Consider the following 23,374-nt stretch of genomic DNA (forward strand, 5'->3'; position numbering starts at 1 on the left):
GCCATGGCAATTACCCAAGATGCGGCGGGCGGCGCGGGCCGTCAGGAATCCGTCTTTGACATGGGCCGCTTGTCGGACCTGAAACGCGACGTCAAGAAGGATCCTGCCGGCACCGAGCAGCAAAAGCAGGTGGCCAAACAGTTCGAGGCCCTGTTCCTGCAAATGATGGTCAAGCGCATGCGCGAGGCCACGCCCAAGGAAGGTCTGTTCGATTCGCAGCAGACGCAGATGATGCAGTCCATGGCAGACGAGCAATTGGCGCTGCACCTGGCCTCGCCCGGCATCGGCCTGACGCAATCCATCCTTTCGCAGATGCAGCAGGGCAAGCCGTCGGACATGTCCGACGAGGCCGTGCGCGCAATCGGGCAGGGCGGCGACCTGGACTTCCGCACGGGCGGTTCGCGCGAAGTGTCGGCGCTGCTGAACGTGATGCGCAACAACCGGCCCAGCGACCGCGCGCTGGCCGCCGCCGAAGGCGCACCCGAGCACGTGGTGGACTTCGTGTCGAAGATGTCGCGCGCGGCCAACCTGGCGTCGCAGCAAAGCGGCGTGCCGGCGCGTCTGATCATGGGTCAGGCGGCGCTGGAATCGGGCTGGGGCAAGCGCGAAATCAAGCACCCGGACGGCAGCACCAGCTACAACCTGTTCGGCATCAAGGCCGGCGCAAGCTGGAGCGGCAAGGTCGTCAACGTGCTGACCACCGAATACGAAGGCGGCGTTGCCAAAAAGGTGACGCAGCCGTTCCGTGCCTATTCCTCTTACGAGGAGTCGTTCTCGGACTACGCCCGCCTGATCGGCAACAGCCCGCGCTACGAGGCCGTTACCCAGGCGCGCAACGAGATCGACGCGGCTCGCAAGATCCAGGACGCGGGCTACGCAACCGACCCGCGTTATGCACAAAAATTGATCGGCATCATGGGCCAGTTGCGCGGCGCGGCCTCCAACGTGGAAATTTCTCGCCAGATGTTGGAAGGACTCTAAATTTGGACGATCTCCTGCCGTTATTGGAGTATCCAGAAATATCAGCTGCGGTTACATACGGGGCATTGTCAGCATGAACTTGTACAAAACAGCGCTGGGCGGGCTGAACGCCGCCCAGGCGGGCCTGGCAACCGCCAGCCACAACATCAACAATGCCACCACGGTGGGCTACAACCGCCAGCGCGTCCTGACCTCGACCGCCGGCGCCCAAGCCACCGCCAACGGTTACATCGGCCGCGGCGTGCAAGTGGACACGGTTGAGCGCAGCTACGACAGCTTCCTGTACAAGCAGCTGGTCGGCGCGCAAGGCAGCGGTGCGCAATTGCAGACGCAGTTCTCGCAGGTGTCGCAGATCAACAATCTGTTTGCCGACCGCACGGTGGGCATCGCCCCGGGCCTGACCGACTTCTTCACCAGCATGAACACGGTGGCCAGCAAGCCGGCCGACCCGGCGGCCCGCGCCGACCTGCTGGGCAAGGCCAACAGCCTGACCACGCAGATCCGCTCGGCCTATTCCGAGATGCAGAACCAGCGTGAAGGGTTGAACACGCAGATCACCACGACGGTGGAGCAGGTCAACAGCTACCTGAGCCGCATCGACGATCTGAACACCCAGATTTCGCTGGCGGCCGGCAAGGCCAACGGCAGCCCCCCCAACGACCTGCTCGACCAGCGCGACCAGGCGGTGTTGGAACTGAACCAGATCGTAGGCATCACCACCTACGAGCAGGGCAACAAGATCAATATTTCGTTGACCAAGGGCGGCCAGTCGCTGCTGTCCGGCACGACGCTGTATCCGCTGCAAGCGGTGGCTTCGTCCAAGGACGCCAGCCGCACGGTCGTGGCCTACACGCTGCCGGCCGGCTCGGGCAAGACGGTGGCCGTTGAAATGAGCGACAGCGACGTCACGGGCGGCAGCCTGGGCGGCCTGTTGCAGTTTCGCGCAACGTCGCTGGACACGATGCAGAACCAGCTGGGCCAGATGGCCGTTGGCCTGGCTCTGTCGTTCAACGAGCAACACAAGCAGGGCCTGGACCAGAACGGCAACCCGGGCACCGACTTTTTCAGCATCGGCTCGCCCACCGGCGTGCCCAACACCGCGAACAAGAGCAACGCCCAGATCACCGGCCAGTTCACCACGTTGAACAACATCAACGCCAAGGACTACGAGATCTCGTTTGACGGCACCAACTACCAGGTGCTGCGCATGCCGGAAGGCTCGCGCGTGTACAACGGCCCCGCGACCGGCACGCCGCCGAACGCCACGCTGAACCTGGACGCCGAGATGGGCGTGACGCTGACGATCAGTGCGCCGCCGCAAGCCGGCGACAAGTGGTCGCTGTCGCCCACCCGCGATGCCGCGCGCGACATCAACGTGCTGATCAGCGACCCGGAAAAAGTGGCTGCGGCCGACGCCGATGGCGGCGACGCCAACGGCAAGAACGCCCTGAAGCTGGCGCAACTGCAAAACGCCAAGGTGCTGGGCCACGGCACGATGAGCACCGCCGACATGTTTGCCCAGGTGGTGAACACGGTGGGCGTGCAGACCGCCCAGGTCAAGACGGCCGCCACGGCGCAGGCCAACCTGATCAAGCAGACGACGGCTGCCCAGCAGGCGGTGTCGGGCGTGAACCTGAATGAAGAATACGTCAGCCTGTCGATCTATCAAGAGCAGTACCAGGCCAGCGCCCGCCTCATCGATGTGGCCAGCACCGTGTTCGACACGTTGTTGGGCCTGCGCGGCTAAGGCGATCTTTACTGTGATGACTACAAAGCAATTCGGAGTTGGACCATGCGCTTGAGCACCTCGATGATGTACGCGAACGGCCTGAGCGGCATTATGGCTCAGGAATCCGACATGAACCGCCTGGTTGAACAGGTCGGCAGCGGTCGCAAGTTCCTGACGCCCGCGGATGATCCCCTGTCGGCCTCGCTGTCCATCGGCGTGGCGCAGACCCAGAGCATGAACAGCACGTACGGCATGAACCGTGACACGGCCATGACCAATCTGGGGCAGGAAAGCAACGTCCTGGACTCGATCACCACGGCATTGCAGGACGTGCGTACCCGCGTCATCCAGGCCGGTAACGGCACGTTCGCCGACAGCGATCGCCAAGCCTTGTCGACCGCGCTGAAAAGCGCCCGCGACGCATTGCTGGGCCTGGCGAACAGCACGGACGGCAACGGCCAGTACGTGTTCTCGGGCTATCAGGGCGGCGTGGTGCCTTATTCGCAGGACACCACGGGCAAGATCGTCTACAGCGGCGCCACCGGCGAACGCACGGTGCAGGTGGACCAGTCGCGCCAGTTGTCCACCAGCGACCTGGGCAGCGATGTGTTCGGCCGCGCCAACCCCGGTTCGCAGGCTTACGTCAGCACCGCCGCCAACGGCAACACCGGCACTGCGCAGTTCAGCACGGTCTCGGTCACGCCCGGTTCGGCCAACATCGGCAAGAATTTCCAGGTCCAGTTCGAAGCGGACCCCACCACCGGCAGCATGGGCTACCGCGTCACCACGACGGACCCGAATGCCAATCCGCCCGTGCCGCCCGTCGTCACGCCCGCGCCGCCCGCCGCCGCCACGCCCTATACCGATGGCGCTGCCATCGACTTCGGTGGCGTGTCGGTTGTGATCAAGGGCACGCCGGCCAACGGCGATGTGATCAATGTCGAGTCCGTGCAGTCGGCGGACCTGGATATGTTCAACACGCTGGACAGCCTGATCAAGGTGCTGGATTCGCCGATCGCCGGTGATGAAGTTGCCCTGGCCAAGCTGAACAACGAACTGGCGACGGCCAACAAGAAGTTGTCGAACAACTACGACAACGTCCTGACCGTGGCCGCTTCGGTCGGCGCCCGCATGAACGAGCTGGAAGCGCTGGACGCGACCGGCACGAAGAAGGGCCTGACGTATTCCAAGACGCTGTCGGACCTGGAAGATCTGGACTACTACGCCGGCACCAGCCAGCTTGCCTTGCGCCAGGTGGCGCTGCAAGCGGCTTCCGGCGCGTTCCTGACCATCCAGGGATCCAGCCTTTTCAGCCGCAAATAAGCGGCAGTTTTTCCAGGCCGGGCCCGGGTAGGGCTTGGGCCTACTGCGCCACTCTCGGACGCTTCCGGTCAAGGACCGGGGCGTCCGTGGTTGCGTTCAGGGTAGGTTGTGTCGTTTCACGTTGCTTAACGCTCGGGTATTTCATGCTTGTCAATTTGAAAGTCCGCACCTGTATCGTCCTGGTGCTGTTGCTCTTCACGGCCGCCATGTTCGCGTCGAACGGCGTGGCGTGGTTGGGGCTCAATTCCAGCAACGCCAAGCTGGAACAGGTCAATGACGCCTACTCCAATCAGGCGACCCAACTGAATCGCGCCTACGCCGCGTTCCTGCGGGGCCGCTTGCTGCTGGCCAATTCGCTGATGGACATGCAGCAGGGCAAGACCGAGCAGGCCACCTCGCAGGCCAAGCGCGCCGACGCGTTGATGCAGGAAGGCAACCAACAGCTTGAAGCCTTCCGCAAGGCGCCCCGCATGCCGGGTTCGGATGCGCAGGTGCAAAAGCTGGAAGCCGCCTACAAGCAGTTCGAAGACGTCTACAAGCGTCAGGCCGCCGCGTTGGCGAACCTGGCCATTCAAGATTATCTGGACCTGAACGACGCTGGCGGCGCCGCCAACACGGCCTTCCGCGAAGGCGTGTATGGCGTCTTGCAGTTTGTCGATGCGCGCACCGACGAATTGGTGGTGCAGGCAGAGGCTGACCACCGCATCTCGCGCACGGTGACCATTGCGCTGCTGGCGGTGTCGCTGCTGTTGGCGCTGGGCTGCTGGCTGTTCATCAACCGCACCGTGCTGCGTCCGTTGCATCAGGCCGGCGAGCACTTTGACAAGATTTCGGGTGGCGACTTTACCGGCCGTATCGACGTACGCAGCACCAATGAAATCGGCCAGCTGTTTGCCGCCATCAAGCGCATGCAGGAGAGCCTGACGCGCACCGTGGCAACCGTGCGCCGTGGCGTGGACGAGATCAACGTGGGCGCGCGGGAAATTTCCGCCGGCAACACCGACCTGTCCAGCCGTACGGAACAACAGGCGGCGTCGCTGGAAGAAACCGCGGCATCGATGGAACAACTGGCGTCCACCGTCAAGCAGAACGCCGACAACGCGCGCCAGGCCAATCAGCTGGCCGCCAGCGCGTCGGACGTGGCCGAGCGCGGTGGTTCGGCGGTGTCGGAAGTGGTCAGCACGATGCAGGGCATTTCCGCCAGCTCGCGCAAGATTTCCGAAATCGTGTCTGTGATCGACGGCATTGCCTTCCAGACCAACATCCTGGCGCTGAACGCCGCCGTGGAAGCGGCGCGCGCGGGCGAGCAGGGCAAGGGCTTTGCGGTGGTGGCGGGCGAGGTGCGCTCGTTGGCGCAGCGCAGCGCGCAGGCCGCCAAGGAAATCAAGGGCTTGATCGAAGACTCGGTCAGCAAGGTTGGCGCCGGTTCGCAGCAGGTGGAACGCGCGGGCGCGACCATGCAGGAAATCGTGGCGTCGGTGAAGCGCGTGACGGACATCATGGGCGAGATCTCGGCCGCGTCGGAAGAACAATCCAGCGGCATCGACCAGGTCAACCGCGCCGTGTCGCAGATGGACGAAGTCACGCAGCAGAACGCGGCGCTGGTGGAAGAAGCGGCCGCCGCGGCGGGCTCGCTGCAAGAGCAGGCCCAACGCCTGGCGGAAGCCGTGGCGGTGTTCAAGATCAATGCGGGCGAAGTCATCGAAGTGCCGGCGCGTCAACTTGCCGCGCAGCAAAGCGCCCCGCGCGTATCGTCGTCGCAGTCGTCGCAGTCGTCGCAATCGTCGCAGTCGTCGGTAAAGGCCCATGGGTCGACCCAGGGCCAACCAGCGTCCCCCACGTCCAGCGCCCATCGCGCCCCTGCCGCGCGCCTGGCCAAGCCGATGCCGGCCGCGGCCGAGCCCGCAGCGCACGAGTCGGACGACGAATACGAAACGCCGACGCAGGCCGCACCCGCGCCTGCGCCCGCGCCGCGCAAGACCCAGGTGGCGCGCCCCAAGCCGGCGGCTACCGCCGCGACGGTGGTGCGTCCGTTGCGCCGCCCGGCGACGCGCGCTGACGGTGCCGGCGCGGGCGGGGCGGCAACGTCGCCTGCCGCGTCATCCGCCAGCCGCCGTCCGCCGCCCGCGGACGATGATTGGGAGTCTTTCTGACGCACCCCACGTCAGTGCATTGAACAGGCAGTCGATTACGAACAGTACTTCCCCTTTACGGACCGGCGGCCACAGCGTGCCGTCGGGACGACTACCGGAACTCTTGGAACATGTTTAGCAATCTGAAGGTGCGCACGGGCTTGATGCTCGCTCAGTTGGCAGTTGCCGTCGCCGCACTGGTTGCAATTGGTTTGGGCTGGAACAGCATGCAGGCCAGTGCTGTCACGATCAACGCGCTGGATTCGCTGAGCGTGCAGCAAAGCAATCTGATCAAGGACGCGTACACGCAGATGCTGCGCGCCACGATCCGTGCCGACATCGCCGCCGCGCAACGTGCGGCGGGCGACGCGAACGGCGCCGCCGACAACTCGCGCACCGTGCAGCAACTGATCGGCGACGCCAACAAGAAGATGGAAGCGTTCAAGGCCGTGCCCAAGCTGACGACCATGGGCAAGACGGCGGAAGGGGAACTGATTTCGACGTTCAACGCCTTCTCGGGCGCCTTGCAAGCCATGATGGGCGCGCTGGACAAGGGCGACGCTGCGACGTACCTGACGCTGAAGAACACCAAGGCGGGCGCCGCCAGCGGTGCGTTCTTCAAGCAGCTGAGCGATTTTGCCGGCAACATCAATACGTTCAGCGAACAAGAAGTACAGGCCGCCCGCTCGCAGGCGTCCACGATGACGTTTGTGTACCTGGGCCTGGCCGTGCTGATCCTGGCCGTGTCGCTGGGCGCCTTCCTATTCATGAACCGCGTGATCCTGCGCCCCTTGCGTGCCGTCAGCGAGAGCTTTGACAAGATCGCGGGCGGCGACCTGACCGTGCGCGTGGAAGCCACCTCGTCCAACGAAATCGGCCATCTGATGGCGGCCGTCAAGCGCATGCAGGAAAGCCTGACGCGCACTGTCTCGGCCGTGCGCCGGGGCGTGGACGAGATCAACGTGGGCTCGCGTGAAATCTCGGCCGGCAACACAGACCTGTCCAGCCGCACCGAGCAGCAGGCCGCTTCCCTGCAGGAAACCGCCGCGTCGATGGAACAGCTGGCGTCCACCGTCAAGCAGAACGCCGACAACGCGCGCCAGGCCAATCAACTGGCCGCCAGCGCGTCGGACGTGGCCGAGCGGGGCGGGTCGGCGGTGTCGGAAGTGGTCAACACCATGCACGACATCTCGGCCAGCTCGCGCAAGATCTCGGAAATCGTTTCCGTCATCGACGGCATCGCTTTCCAGACCAACATCCTGGCGCTGAACGCCGCCGTGGAAGCGGCGCGCGCGGGCGAGCAGGGCAAGGGCTTTGCGGTGGTGGCGGGCGAAGTGCGCTCGCTGGCGCAGCGCAGCGCGCAGGCCGCCAAGGAAATCAAGGGCTTGATCGAAGACTCCGTCAACAAGGTTGGCGCGGGCTCGCAGCAGGTCGAACGCGCAGGCGCGACCATGCAGGAAATCGTGGCCTCGGTGAAGCGTGTGACGGACATCATGGGCGAAATCTCGGCAGCCTCGGACGAGCAGTCCAGCGGCATCGACCAGGTCAATCGCGCCGTGTCGCAGATGGACGAAGTCACGCAGCAGAACGCGGCGTTGGTGGAAGAAGCGGCCGCCGCGGCGGGTTCGCTGCAAGAGCAGGCTGAACGCCTGGTCCAGGCCGTGGCCGTGTTCAAGATCAACGCGGGCGAAGTCATCGAAGTGCCGGCTCGCCAGCTGGCGCAGCAGCAACCGCAGCGTCGCGCGCCGCGCGTGGCCGCACCGGCTGCCGCGCCCGAGGCGCCTGCCGAAGCGCCGGCACCGGCACGCGCCGCGCCGGCCGTGCGCCTGACGCATGCCCCGCGCGCCAAGCCGGCGGCAGCCGCCGAAGGCGCCACCGCGACACGTCCGTTGCGCCGTCCCGCGCCGCGCCCGGCGGCTTCCGCCGGCGAGGCCAAGCCGGCGCCCGCGCCCAGCCGCCGCGCGGCGCCGTCCGACGACGACTGGGAATCTTTTTGATGCCGGCGCAGCCGGCGAACAGGTAAGGTATGCGAGGCTATAGACATCTTCTGGCGGCCGCCGCCATCGCGTTGTTGTTGGGCGGCTGCGCGGCCACGGGTCATAACTTTGACCCCGGCAAGCTGGGCACCCTGACTCCCGGCCAGACGACGCTGGAAGAAGCCTCGCGCGCGCTCACCGCGCCGCCTGACAAGCTATACAGACAGACCGACGGCACGCAGCTTGCCCTCTGGTCCTTCAAGATCACGTTTGTCGCCGATGGGCTGTACAGCCGCAAGGAAGCGCTGCTGCAGTTCGGCCCCGATGGCCGCCTGATGCGGCTGGTCGACAGCACCAATATTCTGCTGGAACCTTGGGAACGCCAGAAGTTGCTGGGCCCCGCGCCCATGCCTGACGTGCGTCAGGATTGGGCGCAGCCCATGGCCGAACCCGAGGTCCAAACCATCTACATACCTGGTCCGGGCGAACCGGCCGTGTTGGCGCCGAAAGGCAAGTAGCGCTGGAGTCCGGTAGAGAGCATTGCGGCGGGCGCCGCAATGTACGTCGCCTTGAATGTACCCGCCGTGTAACAGGGCGTGTCCACAAGGTGGTTTTTCATTTGGTCAGAGCAGTTCCTGAGGGATGGGGAAATAATATGGAAGCGAGTCTCGAATCCGGCGCAAAGGCCGGCAAAGGCGGCAAGAAAAAGGCCGCGCGCGCACCCAAGGTGAAACGCAAGCTACGGCTGCGCGACGCCCGCGTCGGTACGATGCTGCTGTGGGTCATGGCGTTCTTCGCGATTTTGATCGCGGCCGTCGGCGGTCTGGCGGCATTCTTCTTGCAGCACAACTACGAGTCCATCCGCGAAGTCAACGCGCTGACCGAACGTGCCAAGCAGGTCGAGGTCATCAACAGCGACATGCTGCGCGCCCGCGTCAGCCTGATGGTGGCCGCGCGCCACTTGCAGGAATCGGGTTGGGGCAGCGGCGAGAACTCGGCACGCGATGCAGCCGCCGCGCTCAAGGGCGCTACCGACCTGCTGACGGGCGTGCGCAGCCGCTTCTCGGACTTCCAGAAAAACATGCTTCAGGACGACACCGGCCGCCAGCTGTCGATGAACCTGGTGCGTCGCTATCGCTCGTACATTGACGACGGCGTCGACACGATGGTCGAAGCCCTGCGCAGCGAAGACTATTCGACGTTCTACATGGTGAACAACGAATACGGCACGCCGCGCAGCGCCGCCTTCATCGAGGCGATCAGCGACTTCAGCAAGTACATCGGCGACCAGCAGCAAGCCACGATCGACCAGGCCGAAGCCAACTTCAACCGCGCCATGGTTGCCGTGGGCGTCGCCGTGGGCCTGGCCCTGTTGTTGATGGTGTTCTGCCGCATTCTGTTCGGCCGCCTGGTGGTGCGCCCCTTGGTCGAAGCCGGCCAGCACTTCGACAAGATCGCCGCGGGCGACCTGACCAGCCGCGTGGAAGTCAAATCGCACAACGAAATCGGCCAGCTGATGGCTGCCGTCAAGCGCATGCAGGAAAGCCTGTCGCGCACGGTGGCGACGGTGCGCCGTGGCGTGGATGAGATCACCGTGGGCTCGCGCGAGATCGCGGCCGGCAACACGGACTTGTCCAGCCGCACGGAAGAGCAGGCGGCATCGCTGGAAGAAACCGCGGCGTCGATGGAAGAACTGGCGTCTACCGTGAAGCAGAACGCCGACAACGCGCGCCAGGCCAATCAGCTGGCCGCCAGCGCGTCGGACGTGGCCGAGCGTGGTGGTTCTGCGGTGTCGGAAGTGGTCAGCACGATGCAGGGCATTTCCGCCAGCTCGCGCAAGATCTCGGAAATCGTGTCCGTCATTGACGGCATCGCTTTCCAGACGAACATTCTGGCGCTGAACGCCGCCGTGGAAGCGGCGCGCGCCGGCGAGCAAGGCAAGGGCTTTGCGGTGGTGGCGGGCGAAGTGCGCTCGTTGGCCCAGCGCAGCGCTCAGGCCGCCAAGGAAATCAAGGGCTTGATCGAAGACTCGGTGCACAAGGTCGGCGCCGGTTCGCAGCAGGTGGAACGCGCCGGTGCGACGATGCAGGAAATCGTGGCCTCGGTGAAGCGCGTGACCGACATCATGGGCGAGATCTCGGCGGCCTCGGAAGAGCAGTCCAGCGGCATCGACCAGGTCAACCGCGCCGTGTCGCAAATGGATGAAGTGACGCAGCAGAACGCGGCGTTGGTGGAAGAAGCGGCCGCTGCCGCCGGTTCGCTGCAAGACCAGGCGCATCGCCTGGCCGAAGCCGTGGCCGTGTTCAAGATCAACGCGGGTGAAGTCATTGAAGTGCCCGCGCATCAACTCAGCGGCTACGCGTCGCCGACGCTGACGCAGGGCTGATTCCCACAGCTTTCCCGCCGGGGCAGACCTCGGCGGGAACGTCATGCCGGATGGCGTCACGATGCAATGTCGTGACGTTGCAATGCTGTGACGTTGCAATGCTCTGACGTGCCGACGCCCACGCGGCGAATTAATACGCACGTTAAGTTTTCGAAAATAAGACCGTTAATAACAATAACGCCTGGGGAAGGGCGGTGAACAGTGTTTGACGATAGGGCGGCGCTCGCGGGCGCGTCCATCAGACAAACCGGGCGGGGACAGGTTTATCCGGGGCGTTACGGCCGGTTTGCTCGCTGCTAATCATTCGCTGCTCTATAGATGTCACTGGAGACTAGCTGTGCGCGTAAACCTACCCATCAACGATGTGGAAACCAAGCTGCGCGAAGATCAGTATCTGATCTCGCGCACCGACACCAAGGGCCGCATCGTTTACGCGAACCCGGCTTTTGTCGAAGTCAGCGGTTTTACCCGCGAAGAACTGATCGGCAAGCCGCACAACATCGTGCGCCATCCCGACATGCCGCCCGAAGCCTACGAAGATCTGTGGGAAACGCTGGAAGCCGGCGAGTCGTGGTTGGGCCTGGTCAAGAATCGTCGCAAGGACGGTGGCTACTACTGGGTGCTGGCCAACGCCACGCCCATCGTCGAGAACGACGAAGTGGTGGCGTATTCGTCCGTGCGCGTGCGCCCGTCCGACGAACAGATCGAGATGGCCGAAGAACTCTACGCCCGCATTCGCGAGGGCACGGCGCACGGCGTCCGCATCAAGCGCGGTCGGCCGGTGCGCGCCGGCTGGCGGCGTGGCCTGGATGTGATCGCGTTTCCGTTCCGGCGCAGCGTGCGCAGCCGGATGTTCCGCCATGCCCTGGTGTCCGCCGGCATCGTGGCGGGCGCGGGCGCGTACGGCCTGCACGCCAATTGGGACAGCCTGGGCGCGTGGGGCGCCGGCCTGGGTTGCGGGGCAATCGCGCTGGGCGTGATCGCCATCTTCGGCATGGGTTGGAGCTTGTCGCGTTCCTTGCTGGACCCGATGCTGGACGCGGCCAACATGGCGCGTCAGGTCGCCGCCGGCAACCTGACCACGCAAATCATTGCGGACTCGGATGACGAAGTCGGCAGCTTGAAGTTCTCGCTGGAAGTCATGCGCAAGAGCCTGATCGGCATCGCGCAAGACGTCTATCGCGGCATCGAAGGCACGACCCATGCAGCCGTGCACATCGCGCGCGGCAACCAGGAACTGGCCGGCCGCACGGAAGGGCAGGCGTCTTCATTGCAGCAGACCGCCGCCAGCATGGAACAGCTGACGTCCACCGTGCGCCAGAACGCGGACAACGCCCGCCAGGCCAATCAGTTGGCGGCCAGCAGTATGGACGTGGCGCGGCGCGGCGGCGTGGCGGTGGGCCAGGTGGTGGACACCATGCACGGTATTTCGGCCAGCTCGCGCAAGATCTCGGACATTGTCAGCATCATTGAAGGCATCGCGTTCCAGACCAACATCCTGGCACTGAACGCCGCGGTGGAAGCGGCCCGCGCCGGTGAAACTGGCAAGGGCTTTGCGGTGGTGGCGGGCGAGGTGCGCAGCCTGGCGCAAAAAAGCGCGCAGGCGGCCAAGGAGATCAAGGGGTTGATCGAGGACTCCGTGGACCGCGTGTCGGAAGGCTCGGCGCAAGCGGAGCAGGCCGGCGCGACCATGGAAGAAATCGTGGCCGCCGTGAATCGGGTCACAGACATCATCGGCGAGATCTCGCAAGCGTCTCAGGAACAATCCAGCGGCATCGAGCAGGTGGATACCGCCGTGTCGCAGATGGACGTGATGACCGTGCAGAACACGGCGCTGGTGCAGGAACTGGGCGGCGCGGTGATGCAGCTGGGCACTCAGTCCGGCGCGCTGCGCGAGACCATCCGCGTGTTCCGCCTGACGGGCCACCCGTAGCCGATTTCGTAAGCCTCCTATAGACGCGCAGCGCCTTGGCTGCGCACACTGGCCCCTCTCATTGGATTCGTCCGGGAGGGGCCAGTGTCATTGCAGGCGCACATTTATCGCTTTACGTTCACGCCCGCCAGCGGCGCGGCGTTTGACGTCATTGAATTCACGCTGGACGAGGCGCTGTCCGAGACGTATCGGCTATTCGTGGAATTGTCCAGCTTTGATCCCGCGGTGGATTTCGGCGCGCTGCTGGATCAGCCGGCCCTGTTCACGATATGGCGCGGGGCGCTGCCGGTGCGCCACGTACACGGCGTCGTCACTGAATTCGTTCAAGGCGACACGGGCTTTCGGCGCACGCGGTATCGGCTGGTGCTGGAACCGTCTTTGGCGCGTGCCGCGCTGTGTTCGGACTGGCGCATCTATCAGCATCTTTGCGTGCCGGAGATCATGGCGGACGTGATCAAGCGCCAAGGCATTACCGACTACGAGCAGATCACTACCGATGCCCACCTGCCGCGCGAATATTGCGTGCAGGCAGGCGACACGGACTTGGCGTTTATCGACAGGCTAGCGGCCGAGGAAGGGTATTTCTATCGCTACGCGCATTCCGCGCATGGGCACCGCTTGATTCATGGCGACCGGATTTACATCCACGGCGAGATCGCGGGCGGGCCGGTGGTTTACAACCCAATGCCGGGCGGTGATCAGGCGGAACCCGCGTTGCATCGGTTTTCTTATGCAGAGCGCGTGCGCACCGCCGTGCAGACGCAACGCGACTACACCTACACGCATCCGCGCTATAGCCAGGAACATTCGCCGGTTGCATCGGATCTTTCTCATCAGGATGCCCGGTACGAACGCTACGACTATCCCGGCCGCTACAAACGCGACGAAGCAGGTCGGCCGTTTACCCAGACGCGCTTGCTGGGCCGCCGCCGCGACGCGCGCGTGGCGGTGGTCGAAGGGGACGACGCGCGCCTGGTTCCTGGCGTGGCATTTGATCTGGTCGGCCATCCTCGTGAAGATTGGAACCACGGCTGGCGACCCGTGCGGATGCAACATCGGGGCGTGCAGCCTGCCAGCCAGGAAGAAGACGGGTTCGGAGCCGAAAACGGTCAGCAAGGCGGGCTGGATCATGGCCCGATGCACCGCTCGGAATATCGCCCGGAGCACGGCACACAATACCGCTACACCGCTGAACTGGTGCCCGACAAGGTCGACTGGAAACCCGAGCCCTTACCCAAACCCCGCATCGACGGCCATCAGATGGCGACGGTGGTCGGCCCGCCCAATGAAGAGATCTATTGCGACGAATGGGGCCGCGTCAAAGTCCAATTCCCGTGGGATCGCTTGGGCGAGCACGACGAACATAGCTCGTGCTGGATTCGCGTATCGCAAAACTGGGCCGGTGCGCAGTGGGGTCACATGGCGATACCTCGCATCGGACAAGAGGTCATCGTGCAATTCGCAAACGGCGACCCGGACCAGCCGCTGATAATCGGCAGAACTTTCCGGGCGACCAATCTGCCACCGTATGAACTGCCACGGCACAACGTCCTGAACACCATTAAGAGCAAGGAATTCAGGGGCGATCGCGCGAACGAATTGCGGCTGGATGACACGTCCGCGCAGATCAGCGCGGCGTTGATGAGTGAACACGGCGACACGCAGCTGCATCTGGGCTATTTGACGCACCCGCGTCCAAGCGGTGGGCAAGCTCGCGGTGAAGGGTTCGAACTGCGCACGGATGAACACGGAGCGCTGCGGGCGGCGAAGGGGTTGTTGTTGACGGCCGAGACGCAACTGCGCGCCAAGGGCGGGCAGTTGGACCGGTCCGATATCGTCGCGGCATTGCAAGCGGCGCTGGAACTCGCCCGCAACCTGGGGGATTACGCCGAAAAGCACGAGGGCGTTGCCCACGACGCCCAGCCGCAGCAATCCCTGTCGCATGCGGTGCGCGACCTGGGCCACGGCGCCAATAACCAGTCGGACGACGCGGGCCAAGGCGACGCTGGCGCCATCGCGCTAAGCGCCCCAGCCGGCATCGCCGCCGCCACCCCGGCAGGCATCGTGATGTCGGCCGGTGGCAATGTGGACAGCGTCGCGCAGCAGCATCAGCAGGTCAGCGCGGGCGACAAGATCGTGCTGAACGCGGGCGGTGACCTGGGCCTGTTCTCGCAAGGCGGTGCCCTGCGCCAGATCGCGCATCAAGGCGAAATGCTGCTACAGGCGCAGCACAACGCCATTCGCATCCAGGCCGATCAAAGCGCGGAAATCACGTCCAGCCAACAACACGTGCTGGTCGCCGCCGACAAACACATCACGCTGTTGTGCGGCGGGGCGACGATCAAGATTGCCGACGGCAATATCGAACTGGGCATGCCGGGCACATTCACGGTGAAGGCCGCGCAGCACGTTTTTTCGGGGCCAAGCAGCGCGTCAATGGAATTCAACACCTGGGACGCAACGCCCTTCGACGACGCCTACGTCGTGCGAGACGCCGCCAGCCTAGAGCCGCTGGCGCACACCAAGGTGGAATTGCGCCGGGGTGACGGCGCCATCTTGCAGGTGGTCACCGACGCCCAGGGCCGCCTGCCCAGGCAGCAGGATCTGTTGATGGACCTGGTCAGCATGCGCACCGTGTCGGCTGATTCCGACGCACAAGACAATCGCAAGGAAAATGCATGAAGCCGATGCTGCCCGACGACGAGGTGCTGATTCCGTGTACACGCGACGACCTGGGCCGGCGAGTGTATTCAACACGCCTGACGCCGACAGAAGACAAGCGCGACAAGGTGCTGCTGTGCTCCGTGCCGGCGCCGATACCAGTGGTGTTTCTGCCCGGGGTTATGGGTACGAATTTGCGGAACAAAGCGACCAAGGCGACGGTATGGCAACCGCCGAATACCAGCTTTTCAATTGCCGATATTTTCGGGCTGATTGCTGCGATCTTCACCTGGTGGAGTCGGGGTCCAAAAGTTCGCCAGAAGCTGTTGGATCCGGTGGCCGTCGAGGTGGACGGCAGCGGCCCGATCAGTCTGGGCGATTCTGGGCTAAACGCCGACGCGGCGCGACGACGCGGGTGGGGCAGCGCTCACAAGATGTACTACCACCCGTTCCTGGCCCGCTTGGAACAACGGCTGGACAACATCTATCGCGCTCGAAAAATTCAGGAATGGTGGAACGAAGAAAGCCTGCGCGAACCAGCGGAATACGGCGAGGAACGGGGCCAGGTCACCGCGCTGACAGAAGATGAACTGATCCGCGCCGGCAAATACCAGTTCGACGTCTGGTGCGGCGGCTACAACTGGCTGCAATCCAATGCGGATTCCGCAGCAGACATCCGCGACTACATCGAAAACACGGTGCTAGCCCATTACCGCGACGAAGGCGGCATCAGCGCCGAGCAAGCCGACAGCATGAAGGTGATCCTGGTCACGCACTCGATGGGCGGCATCGTCAGCCGCGCGCTGACCCAGTTGCAGGGGTACGACCGCGTGCTGGGCGTAGTCCACGGCGTGCAGCCCGCCAGCGGCGCACCGGCAGCCTATCACCACATGCGCTGCGGCTACGAAGGCGCGGTTCAGATCATCCTGGGATCCAACGCCGGCGAGGTCACCGCGGTCGTGGGGCGTTCACCGGGCGGCCTGGAATTGCTACCCACGACGCAGCACCGAGGCGGCATGCCATGGCTGTTCCTGCGCGATGCCAAGGGGCAGGTGTTGAAAGACGCAGCCGGTGTTCCCCGCGCCTATCCGCAACGCGGGAATCCGTACGAGGAAATTTATAGGACTGAGGCGTGGTATGGCTTGGTGCCGGAGCAGAACACGAAGTATTTGAATATGTTGGAGAAGTCGGAGGGGTCGGCGATTGACTTGGATCTGCGGAAGACCTTCAAAATCCAACTGGATCAAGTTGCCAAATTTCAAGGTGCCCTGGCGGCCGGAGGCTATCACCCCCACACGTATGCCCATTACGGGGCCGATGATGGATTGCATAGTTGGCGCGAGATTATCTGGCAAGGCGATCCCACACCCTTGGAAATGTTCGGTGCCCAGCCTCGCGACGATGGCAATGGCAGCTACCAGGATTGGTTCGAACGCAAGCTCCCCACTTTGATCCCTACGACGCCGGCTTGGACTGCGCAGGGCCAGGACACTCACGGCAGTGGAGGAGATGGAACCGTGTCAACAGATTCCGGCCGGTTGCCGGGAAGAAGCGGCATAAAAGCAAGTTTCCGGCACGGCAGTAAAGGCTACGGCGACTACAACAAAGACGAGGGTTACGAACACGCAGATAGCTATGTTGATGAGCGCGCTCAATGGGCGGCAATATTCAGCATCATAAAAATTGCGCAGCTCGCAAACTGGCATCCTTCTGACAAGGGGGCGACATGACCAACCAAAGTCGAGCGTTGATTGCTGTTGGCTTGGCGGCTTTCCTGATGCTCTCCGGCTGCACCTCCTTTTCAACTCACTCTCGGAATGTCGTCGTGAAAAAAGACGAATGGATTACGCACTGCTTTGGTCGGTATGTTATCGATCTTCCACCGGATGCTGTCGTTAGGCCAAGTTATAAGCTGTGGGGTATCCAGCTGGAATCACTCAAAGATCCGGCATCGGCGCTTGATGACGTCATGAATGTTCGAGAGCGTGAATTGAAAGCGCAACCTCACTTGAAATCAGGTGGGACCATGTTCGTTCGTCGCGTTGCGCTTAGCCCGACATCAACGGGTCTTTATTCTTGGTACGTGGACTTTAGCGACGAGGCGTATCTTCTAGACACCTACGCTGTTGCTGAGCCCGCCGGCCGAGTGTTCCGCCTAAAAGTTCCGATATCACCTGACCGCGAAGAGCGCGCGATGCAACGCGCAAAGACCTGGACCAGTAACCTGCGTTCGCGCGAACCGCTGGAAATTCCTACCGACCCCGGCTTTTGCATCGACGGAGCCTTCATCGCCGGCAGCGCATTCCAAGTCGAAGAGTTCGAGGTTGGCGTGACCTTCCCCAACCATCCCGGCGCGCAGTTCCTATTCCGCTCCAGCACCGGCGCCGAAGAGAACCGCTTGCTGGAAAGGATGGGCGGCTTCCTGATGGGCGTTGCCAAGCTGGTCGCGGGCATGACCACCTTGCGCAAAGGCGAGCGCAACATCGGCCCGATCCAGGCCGAGGAATACGCCACGGCGGGTAGCCAGGAAGGGCAGCGGCTTTACTCCTTTACCTGGGAATCGCAGGGCAAGGATGACTCGATCACGGAGCCGAATCTCGCCGCACAGTTGGGCGTCCTGGGGCGCGACCGCGACAACCAAGGCAACCCGCCGCCGCCCGCGTTTGTATCGGACGCGGAGGCCGTGGCGTTGTGGGACGCGATCGTCGAATCCATTCGCTTGCGTCCCGGCGCGGCGGGCGCCTCGTCAAGCCAGGGCACTGCGAACACAGGCATGACTGCGGCGTCCGGCACGCCTTGTCCGTGGCCTGGCATCTGGAAGTGCGACGGCGCGGCGCAGGAACGTGAGCGGACCTTCATGCATGGCCAGATCCTACCGCTGGTCGACGGGCGTGTAGTGCCGTGGCGGCTGGTCAAAGCGTTCTGATAGGCAGCGATATGAATCCCGTGTTTCGAGCACTGATTGCTGCTGGCGTTGCCACTTCCCTGGCTTTGCCCGGCTGCGCCGCGTTCCCGACCCCATCCCGGAGTTCCAACGTGAATAAAGATGGATGGATCACGCACTGTTTTGGCCGGTATGTGATCGACCTTCCCGCGAATGCAGTTATCAGACCCAGTTACAGGCTGTGGGGTGACCCGCTGAAGTGGATGACAGAACGGGCTTCGGCACTTGGCGACGTCCTCGCTGCAAGAGAGCGTGATCTCAAGGCACAGCCGCATCAAAAGAGTAACGGCAGTTTGTTCTTACGTCGCATCGCCTTCGGTCCCGACGCGATGGGACTCTCTTCCTGGTACGCGGACTACAGTTTGGAGGCCTACCGCCTTGAGATCTATGCGGTGGCACAACCGGCGGGACGTATTTTGCGGTTGGAACATCTTGTATCGCCCGATCGCGAAGAGATGACTTTTGGGTACGTAAGAAACTGGACCAGCAACCTGCGTTCACGCGAACCGTTGGAAATTCCGACCGACCCCGGCTTTTGCATCGACGGCGGCTTCATCGCCGGCAGCGCATTCCAAGTGGAGAGCTTTCGAATTGGCGTGACCTTCCCCAACCATCCCGGCGCGCAGTTCCTATTCCGCTCCAGCACCGGCGCCGAAGAAAACCGCTTGCTGGAAAGGATGGGCGGCTTCCTGATGGGCGTCGCCAAGCTGGTCGCGGGCATGACCACCTTGCGCAAAGGCGAGCGCAACATCGGCCCGATCCAGGCCGAGGAATACGCCACGGCGGGCAGCCAGGAAGGGCAGCGGCTTTACTCGTTTACCTGGGAATCGCAGGGCAAGGATGACTCGATCACGGAGCCGAATCTGGCCGCACAGTTGGGCGTCCTGGAGCGCAATCGCGACAACCAAGGCAACCCGCCGCCGCCCGCGTTTGTATCGGACGCGGAGGCCGTGGCGTTGTGGGACGCGATCGTCGAATCCATTCGCCTGCGTCCCGGCGCGGCGGGCGCCTCGTCAAGCCAGGGCACTGCGAACACAGGCATGACTGCGGCGTCCGGCACGCCTTGTCCCTGGCCGGGCATCTGGAAGTGCGACGGCGTGGCGCAGGAACGTGAGCGGACCTTCATGCATGGCCAGATTCTGCCTCGGTAGGCGGTCAAGCCGTGGTGTGGCGGCTGGTGAAGGCGTTTTGATGGATCTAGCCAGCAGCAGCGAAATCGATCAATCTCGCCTGCGTCGAGGAGGCGCGGCCCTATCGGTCTGCTAGCGTCGCAGCGGCGCGGTCCTATCGGTCTGCCAGCTTCAAGGCGGCGCGGTCCTATCGGTCTGCTAGCGTCAAGGCGGCGCGGTCCTATCGGTCCTCCAGCGTCGCAGCGGCGCGGCCCTATCGGTCTTCTAGCGTCAAGGCGGCGCGGTCCTATCGGTCCTCCAGCGTCGAGGCGGCGCCGTCCTACCAACCCGCCAGCATCTTAGGGGCAAGGCCCTACCGGCCCGCCAACGCATCCACCACGCGGCTCATCGCGCCCAGCCCCGATTCGAATAGCGTTTCCAGAAACGGCCCCGCGTGGGGTAGCACCACCGTCAGCACGGTGACGCCGATGATGAGGGTGACCGGAAAGCCTACCGAGAACACGGACAGTTGCTGGGCGGCGCGGTTCAGGATGCCCATCGCCAGGTTGATGGTCAGCAGCGCGCAAATCAGCGGCAGTGCCAGCAGCAGGCCAGAGACGAAGACAGTCTTGCCCCATTCCACCACGACGCCCCAGCCGTTCTGGTGCAGCTGGATCGCGGCCACCGGCAGCGTGTCGAACGATCGCACCAGGGCGGCCAGCACCAGCAGGTGGCCGTCCAGCGCCAGGAAGGTCAGCATCGCCACCATGTTGAACAGGCGCGACAGCACAGCGGTGTTGGCGCCGGCGCTGGGGTCGAAGAACGAGGCGAACGACAAGCCCATTTGCAGGCCGACGAATTCGCCGGCCGTCTGCACGGCGGCGAATACGATGCGCATCGTGAAGCCCATGGCGATGCCGATCAGCACCTGCTGCATCACCATCCACAGCCCGGCATACGAGCCCGGTGAGATCGGCGGCATGGGGTCCAGCGCGGGGCTTACCGCCACGGCCAGCACGAAAGACAGGCCGACCTTCACCTTGACGGGAACGGCGGATTCCGAGAACAGCGGTGCGGTGCCGATCAGCGCCAGGATACGCACGAAGGGCCAGAGAAACTGGCCGATCCAGCCGTTGAGCTGTTCGAGCGTGAAGGCGATCATGGGGAAACGTCCGGGGCCGGGCGGCGCGGGCCGCTCAGGACACCAGCATGGGAATCTGGCCGATCAGCTGCCGGATGTAGTCGACCATGACGCCGATGAGCCACGGGCCCAGCAGCACCAGCACGCCGCACATGGCCAGCAGCTTCGGAATGAACGACAGCGTCATTTCGTTGATCTGCGTGGCCGCCTGGAAAATACTGATGACCAGGCCCACCACCAGCACCACCAGCAGCAGCGGGCCGGCCATCGCCAGGACGATCTTCATCGCCTGGTAGGCCATGGTCATGACGGTTTCAGCGGTCATGGCGATTGCTCCGGCGTTATTGGTAGAAGCTTTGGGCCAGGGAGCCCATCAGCAGGTTCCAGCCATCGGCTAGCACGAACAGCATCAACTTGAACGGCAGCGCCACGGTCACGGGCGGCACCATCATCATGCCCAGCGCCATCAGCACGCTGGCCACCACCAGGTCGATGATCAGGAACGGGATGAAGATCGTGAAACCGATCTGGAACGCCGTCTTCAATTCGCTGGTGATGAAGGCGGGCACCAGGATGCGCAGCGGCACCTGCGATGGGTCTTCCAGCGCGGGTTGCTTGGCCAGGTTGGCGAACAGCGACAGATCGTTCTCGCGGGTCTGGTGCAGCATGAACGTACGGAGCGGACCGGCGGCGCGTTCCACCGCGGTTTCAAACTGGATCGACCCTTCGGACAAGGGTTTGTAGGCGTCGGCGTAGATCTTGTCGAACACCGGCGACATCGTATAGAAGGTCAGGAACAGCGCCAGCCCGATCAGCACGTGGTTGGGCGGCGACATCGCCGTACCCATCGCGCTGCGCAAGAGGCCCAGCACGATGATGATGCGGGTGAAGCCCGTCATCATCAACAAGGCGGCCGGCAGGAACGACAGGGACGTCATTAGCAGCATGGTCTGCATGCTGAGCGAATACGTCTCCGAACCGTTGGGGCCGGGGGTGGCCGTCAGGGCGGGCAGGGTGGCCTGGGCGACGACTCCGGCCGGAAAGAAGGCCAGGCCCAGCACCGCGGCGGCGGCCAGCAGGGGCAGCGCGCGCGGGCGAGCAGGCAGGAGTGTCGTGCGAGAGAGAAAGCTCATGGGTGTCGCAAAGATGCGCGTGTCGCGCTAGCGGCGCTTGAGCGCCTGGCCCAGCTTGGCCGCGAAGGCCGCGGCGGGCAAGGGCGAACCCTCCGGCATCTGGCCGGCGGGCAGGGTGTGCAGCGTGGTGAGCTGGTTCGGGCCTACGCCCACCACCAGCCAGGTGTTGTCGATTTCAACGACGACGATGCTTTGGCGCGCGCCAACGGGCAGGCTGGCCACTTGCTTGAGCAGGTTGCCGCCGCCGCGCTGGGTCAATCCAGCCCGCCGCGCCAGCCAGGCCGATACCAGGATGGCGGCCACCACCAGCACCAGGCCGATGATGACGCGCAGCAGGGCGGATTCAGTCATGGCGCCGAACTGCTAGCGGCGGTTGTTCAAGCGGTTGATCCGCTCGGACGGGGTGATGATGTCGGTCAAGCGGATGCCGTACTTGTCTTCGACGACCACGACTTCGCCCTGGGCGATGAGGTAGCCGTTCACGAAGATGTCCATCGGCTCGCCGGCCAGGCCGTCCAGCTCGACCACGGAACCCTGGCCCAGCTGGAGCAGGTTCTTGATGGTCAGGCGGGTGCGTCCCAGTTCAACCGTCAACTGGACGGGAACGTCCATGATCAGGTCGATGTCGGTACCGGTGCCGCTTGTGGCGCCGGCCAGCGGCTTGAACACCGACTGCGCCGCCGATTGCGCGGCGGGGGCAGCGGGCGCGGCGGCCGGTGCGGGAGCAGCCGGTGCCGGTGCGGGCGCCGGCGCAGCGGCTGCGGGCGCGGAGGCGGTTTGTTCAGCCATCGCGGCCGCCCAGTCGTCCTGCGGCTTTAAGCCGTCGGCTTGCGTGGGCGGGTTGGCGCGGGATTGTTCGGCGAGCGCGTCGGCCCAGTCGTCGGCCGGGGACGAGCCGGAGCCAGGCTCGTTCTTGTCAGTCATGGTCGGGGGCCTCGTTTGAATCGGTATCGTAGGTAAACATGTTCTGTACGCGTAGCGCGTACTGGCCGTTGAAGACGCCGTAGCCGCATTCCATCAGCGGTACGCCGTCCACATTGGCAATGATGGTCTCGGGCACGTCCACGGGAAGGACGTCGCCCACCTTCAAATTCATCAGTTCGCGGATCGAGGACGGGATGCGCGCAAATTCCGCCACCACGTCGATATCGGCGCTGCGCACCTGGCGCGACAGCTGCTGCGACCAGCGCTGGTCAACTTCTTCCAGCGTGGTTTCCTGCAGCGGACGCGTCAGCAGATCGCGCACCGGCTCGATCATGGAGTAGGGCAGGCAGATGTTCAGGTCGCCGCCGGTCGCGCCGAATTCGATATGGAACGAGGTGACGACCACCACTTCATTGTTGCCGGTGATGCTGGCGAACTTGGTGTGCATCTCCGAGCGCACGTACTCGAATTCAATCGGATAGACGGGGTCCCAGGACTTGCCGTAGCTTTCCAGGGTCAGGTTGAGCAGGCGCCGGATGATGCGCTGCTCGGTCGTGGTGAAGTCCCGGCCTTCGACGCGCGTGTGGTAGCGGCCATCGCCACCGAACAGGCTGTCGATGACCAGGAACACCAGGTTCGGGTCATACGTGAACAGCGCCGTGCCACGCAGCGGCTTCATCTGAATCATGTTCAGATTGCTGGGCACGGGCAGGTTGCGTTCGAAGTCCGCGTACTTCTGGATCTTGATCGAGCCGACGGTGATGTCGGCGCTGCGGCGCATGAAGTTCAACAGCACGTTGCGCATGTGCCGCGCAAAGCGCTCGTTGATGAGCTCCAGCGTCTGCATGCGGCGGCGCACGACGCGCTCGGGCGAGCTCAGGTCATAGGCACGCGCGCCATCATTGGAGTTCGCGGCCGCCGACTTGCTATCGCTCTCGCCGGTAACGCCGGCAAGCAGCGCATCGACTTCGTCCTGCGAAAGAAATGCCTCGTAGGCCATGC

18 protein-coding genes are annotated in these 23,374 nt (G+C 63.9%); 12 read left to right on the forward strand and 6 right to left on the reverse strand.

The annotated features are described in order from the left end of the window. Nucleotides 1-3: 3 nt before the first annotated feature. From flgJ to V6F88_RS01645, 12 genes are all read left to right on the forward strand, one after another. Nucleotides 4-981: a flagellar assembly peptidoglycan hydrolase FlgJ gene (gene flgJ, locus V6F88_RS01590; protein WP_332607608.1), complete on the forward strand. Its 978-nt coding sequence runs from the start codon at nucleotides 4-6 to the stop codon at nucleotides 979-981. 73 nt (nucleotides 982-1,054) lie between these two features. Then, complete coding sequence (flgK, locus tag V6F88_RS01595) at nucleotides 1,055-2,728, forward strand: flagellar hook-associated protein FlgK (RefSeq protein ID WP_332607609.1); 1,674 nt, start codon at nucleotides 1,055-1,057, stop codon at nucleotides 2,726-2,728. A 45-nt stretch (nucleotides 2,729-2,773) separates the two neighbouring features. Then, on the forward strand, nucleotides 2,774-4,033 hold the full coding sequence (gene flgL / locus V6F88_RS01600) for a flagellar hook-associated protein FlgL (RefSeq protein WP_332607610.1): 1,260 nt from the start codon (nucleotides 2,774-2,776) through the stop codon (nucleotides 4,031-4,033). Nucleotides 4,034-4,176: 143 nt separating this feature from the next. Continuing rightward, nucleotides 4,177-6,186 carry a methyl-accepting chemotaxis protein gene (locus tag V6F88_RS01605; RefSeq protein WP_332607611.1) on the forward strand — a complete coding sequence of 670 codons (2,010 nt, stop codon included), beginning with the start codon at nucleotides 4,177-4,179 and terminating at the stop codon, nucleotides 6,184-6,186. A gap of 110 nt (nucleotides 6,187-6,296) precedes the next feature. After that, entirely contained in the window at nucleotides 6,297-8,162 is a 1,866-nt protein-coding gene (locus V6F88_RS01610; RefSeq protein ID WP_332607612.1) for a methyl-accepting chemotaxis protein, read from the forward strand. A 29-nt stretch (nucleotides 8,163-8,191) separates the two neighbouring features. Next, entirely contained in the window at nucleotides 8,192-8,659 is a 468-nt protein-coding gene (locus tag V6F88_RS01615; RefSeq protein ID WP_332607614.1) for a hypothetical protein, read from the forward strand. Nucleotides 8,660-8,796: 137 nt separating this feature from the next. Then, entirely contained in the window at nucleotides 8,797-10,527 is a 1,731-nt protein-coding gene (locus tag V6F88_RS01620) for a methyl-accepting chemotaxis protein (RefSeq protein ID WP_046807734.1), read from the forward strand. A 337-nt stretch (nucleotides 10,528-10,864) separates the two neighbouring features. After that, nucleotides 10,865-12,460 (forward strand): methyl-accepting chemotaxis protein, encoded by a 1,596-nt coding sequence (locus V6F88_RS01625; RefSeq protein ID WP_332607615.1) that lies wholly within the window; start codon nucleotides 10,865-10,867, stop codon nucleotides 12,458-12,460. A gap of 90 nt (nucleotides 12,461-12,550) precedes the next feature. Continuing rightward, nucleotides 12,551-15,142: a type VI secretion system Vgr family protein gene (locus tag V6F88_RS01630; RefSeq protein ID WP_442880123.1), complete on the forward strand. Its 2,592-nt coding sequence runs from the start codon at nucleotides 12,551-12,553 to the stop codon at nucleotides 15,140-15,142. Further along, a complete protein-coding gene (locus V6F88_RS01635; RefSeq protein WP_332607617.1) occupies nucleotides 15,139-16,851 on the forward strand; it encodes an esterase/lipase family protein in 1,713 nt (570 codons plus the stop codon). The genes V6F88_RS01630 and V6F88_RS01635 overlap by 4 nt, the downstream gene beginning before the upstream one ends. Beyond that, complete coding sequence (locus tag V6F88_RS01640; RefSeq protein ID WP_332607618.1) at nucleotides 16,848-18,047, forward strand: T6SS immunity protein Tli4 family protein; 1,200 nt, start codon at nucleotides 16,848-16,850, stop codon at nucleotides 18,045-18,047. The genes V6F88_RS01635 and V6F88_RS01640 overlap by 4 nt, the downstream gene beginning before the upstream one ends. Before the next feature lie 11 nt (nucleotides 18,048-18,058). Beyond that, nucleotides 18,059-19,216 carry a T6SS immunity protein Tli4 family protein gene (locus tag V6F88_RS01645; RefSeq protein WP_332607619.1) on the forward strand — a complete coding sequence of 386 codons (1,158 nt, stop codon included), beginning with the start codon at nucleotides 18,059-18,061 and terminating at the stop codon, nucleotides 19,214-19,216. 331 nt (nucleotides 19,217-19,547) lie between these two features. Here V6F88_RS01645 and fliR read toward each other — a convergent pair whose 3' ends face one another. The 6 genes from fliR to fliM are packed head-to-tail and all read right to left on the reverse strand — an operon-like array spanning nucleotide 19,548 to nucleotide 23,372. Beyond that, nucleotides 19,548-20,336: a flagellar biosynthetic protein FliR gene (gene fliR / locus V6F88_RS01650; RefSeq protein WP_046807478.1), complete on the reverse strand. Its 789-nt coding sequence runs from the start codon at nucleotides 20,334-20,336 to the stop codon at nucleotides 19,548-19,550. 34 nt (nucleotides 20,337-20,370) lie between these two features. Next, complete coding sequence (gene fliQ / locus V6F88_RS01655) at nucleotides 20,371-20,640, reverse strand: flagellar biosynthesis protein FliQ (RefSeq protein WP_006219058.1); 270 nt, start codon at nucleotides 20,638-20,640, stop codon at nucleotides 20,371-20,373. A gap of 16 nt (nucleotides 20,641-20,656) precedes the next feature. Continuing rightward, on the reverse strand, nucleotides 20,657-21,448 hold the full coding sequence (gene fliP / locus V6F88_RS01660; RefSeq protein WP_082134665.1) for a flagellar type III secretion system pore protein FliP: 792 nt from the start codon (nucleotides 21,446-21,448) through the stop codon (nucleotides 20,657-20,659). 27 nt (nucleotides 21,449-21,475) lie between these two features. Continuing rightward, nucleotides 21,476-21,799: a flagellar biosynthetic protein FliO gene (fliO, locus tag V6F88_RS01665; RefSeq protein ID WP_006219060.1), complete on the reverse strand. Its 324-nt coding sequence runs from the start codon at nucleotides 21,797-21,799 to the stop codon at nucleotides 21,476-21,478. 12 nt (nucleotides 21,800-21,811) lie between these two features. After that, nucleotides 21,812-22,372: a flagellar motor switch protein FliN gene (gene fliN, locus V6F88_RS01670; RefSeq protein WP_219992258.1), complete on the reverse strand. Its 561-nt coding sequence runs from the start codon at nucleotides 22,370-22,372 to the stop codon at nucleotides 21,812-21,814. Beyond that, complete coding sequence (gene fliM, locus V6F88_RS01675; RefSeq protein ID WP_046807476.1) at nucleotides 22,365-23,372, reverse strand: flagellar motor switch protein FliM; 1,008 nt, start codon at nucleotides 23,370-23,372, stop codon at nucleotides 22,365-22,367. The genes fliN and fliM overlap by 8 nt, the downstream gene beginning before the upstream one ends. Nucleotides 23,373-23,374: the final 2 nt, after the last annotated feature.

This window comes from Achromobacter sp. ESBL13 (genome assembly GCF_036668755.1).
Taxonomy (GTDB): Bacteria; Pseudomonadota; Gammaproteobacteria; order Burkholderiales; family Burkholderiaceae_B; genus Achromobacter.

What these genes read in the sequence shown, in the direction of transcription:
- flgJ (WP_332607608.1), top strand. Translation starts at nt 4, where the DNA reads ATGGCAATTACCCAAGATGCGGCGGGCGGCGCGGGCCGTCAGGAATCC.
- flgK (WP_332607609.1), top strand. Translation starts at nt 1,055, where the DNA reads ATGAACTTGTACAAAACAGCGCTGGGCGGGCTGAACGCCGCCCAGGCG.
- flgL (WP_332607610.1), top strand. Translation starts at nt 2,774, where the DNA reads ATGCGCTTGAGCACCTCGATGATGTACGCGAACGGCCTGAGCGGCATT.
- V6F88_RS01605 (WP_332607611.1), top strand. Translation starts at nt 4,177, where the DNA reads ATGCTTGTCAATTTGAAAGTCCGCACCTGTATCGTCCTGGTGCTGTTG.
- V6F88_RS01610 (WP_332607612.1), top strand. Translation starts at nt 6,297, where the DNA reads ATGTTTAGCAATCTGAAGGTGCGCACGGGCTTGATGCTCGCTCAGTTG.
- V6F88_RS01615 (WP_332607614.1), top strand. Translation starts at nt 8,192, where the DNA reads ATGCGAGGCTATAGACATCTTCTGGCGGCCGCCGCCATCGCGTTGTTG.
- V6F88_RS01620 (WP_046807734.1), top strand. Translation starts at nt 8,797, where the DNA reads ATGGAAGCGAGTCTCGAATCCGGCGCAAAGGCCGGCAAAGGCGGCAAG.
- V6F88_RS01635 (WP_332607617.1), top strand. Translation starts at nt 15,139, where the DNA reads ATGAAGCCGATGCTGCCCGACGACGAGGTGCTGATTCCGTGTACACGC.
- V6F88_RS01640 (WP_332607618.1), top strand. Translation starts at nt 16,848, where the DNA reads ATGACCAACCAAAGTCGAGCGTTGATTGCTGTTGGCTTGGCGGCTTTC.
- V6F88_RS01645 (WP_332607619.1), top strand. Translation starts at nt 18,059, where the DNA reads ATGAATCCCGTGTTTCGAGCACTGATTGCTGCTGGCGTTGCCACTTCC.
- fliR (WP_046807478.1), bottom strand. Translation starts at nt 20,336, where the DNA reads ATGATCGCCTTCACGCTCGAACAGCTCAACGGCTGGATCGGCCAGTTT.
- fliQ (WP_006219058.1), bottom strand. Translation starts at nt 20,640, where the DNA reads ATGACCGCTGAAACCGTCATGACCATGGCCTACCAGGCGATGAAGATC.
- fliP (WP_082134665.1), bottom strand. Translation starts at nt 21,448, where the DNA reads ATGAGCTTTCTCTCTCGCACGACACTCCTGCCTGCTCGCCCGCGCGCG.
- fliO (WP_006219060.1), bottom strand. Translation starts at nt 21,799, where the DNA reads ATGACTGAATCCGCCCTGCTGCGCGTCATCATCGGCCTGGTGCTGGTG.
- fliN (WP_219992258.1), bottom strand. Translation starts at nt 22,372, where the DNA reads ATGACTGACAAGAACGAGCCTGGCTCCGGCTCGTCCCCGGCCGACGAC.
- fliM (WP_046807476.1), bottom strand. Translation starts at nt 23,372, where the DNA reads ATGGCCTACGAGGCATTTCTTTCGCAGGACGAAGTCGATGCGCTGCTT.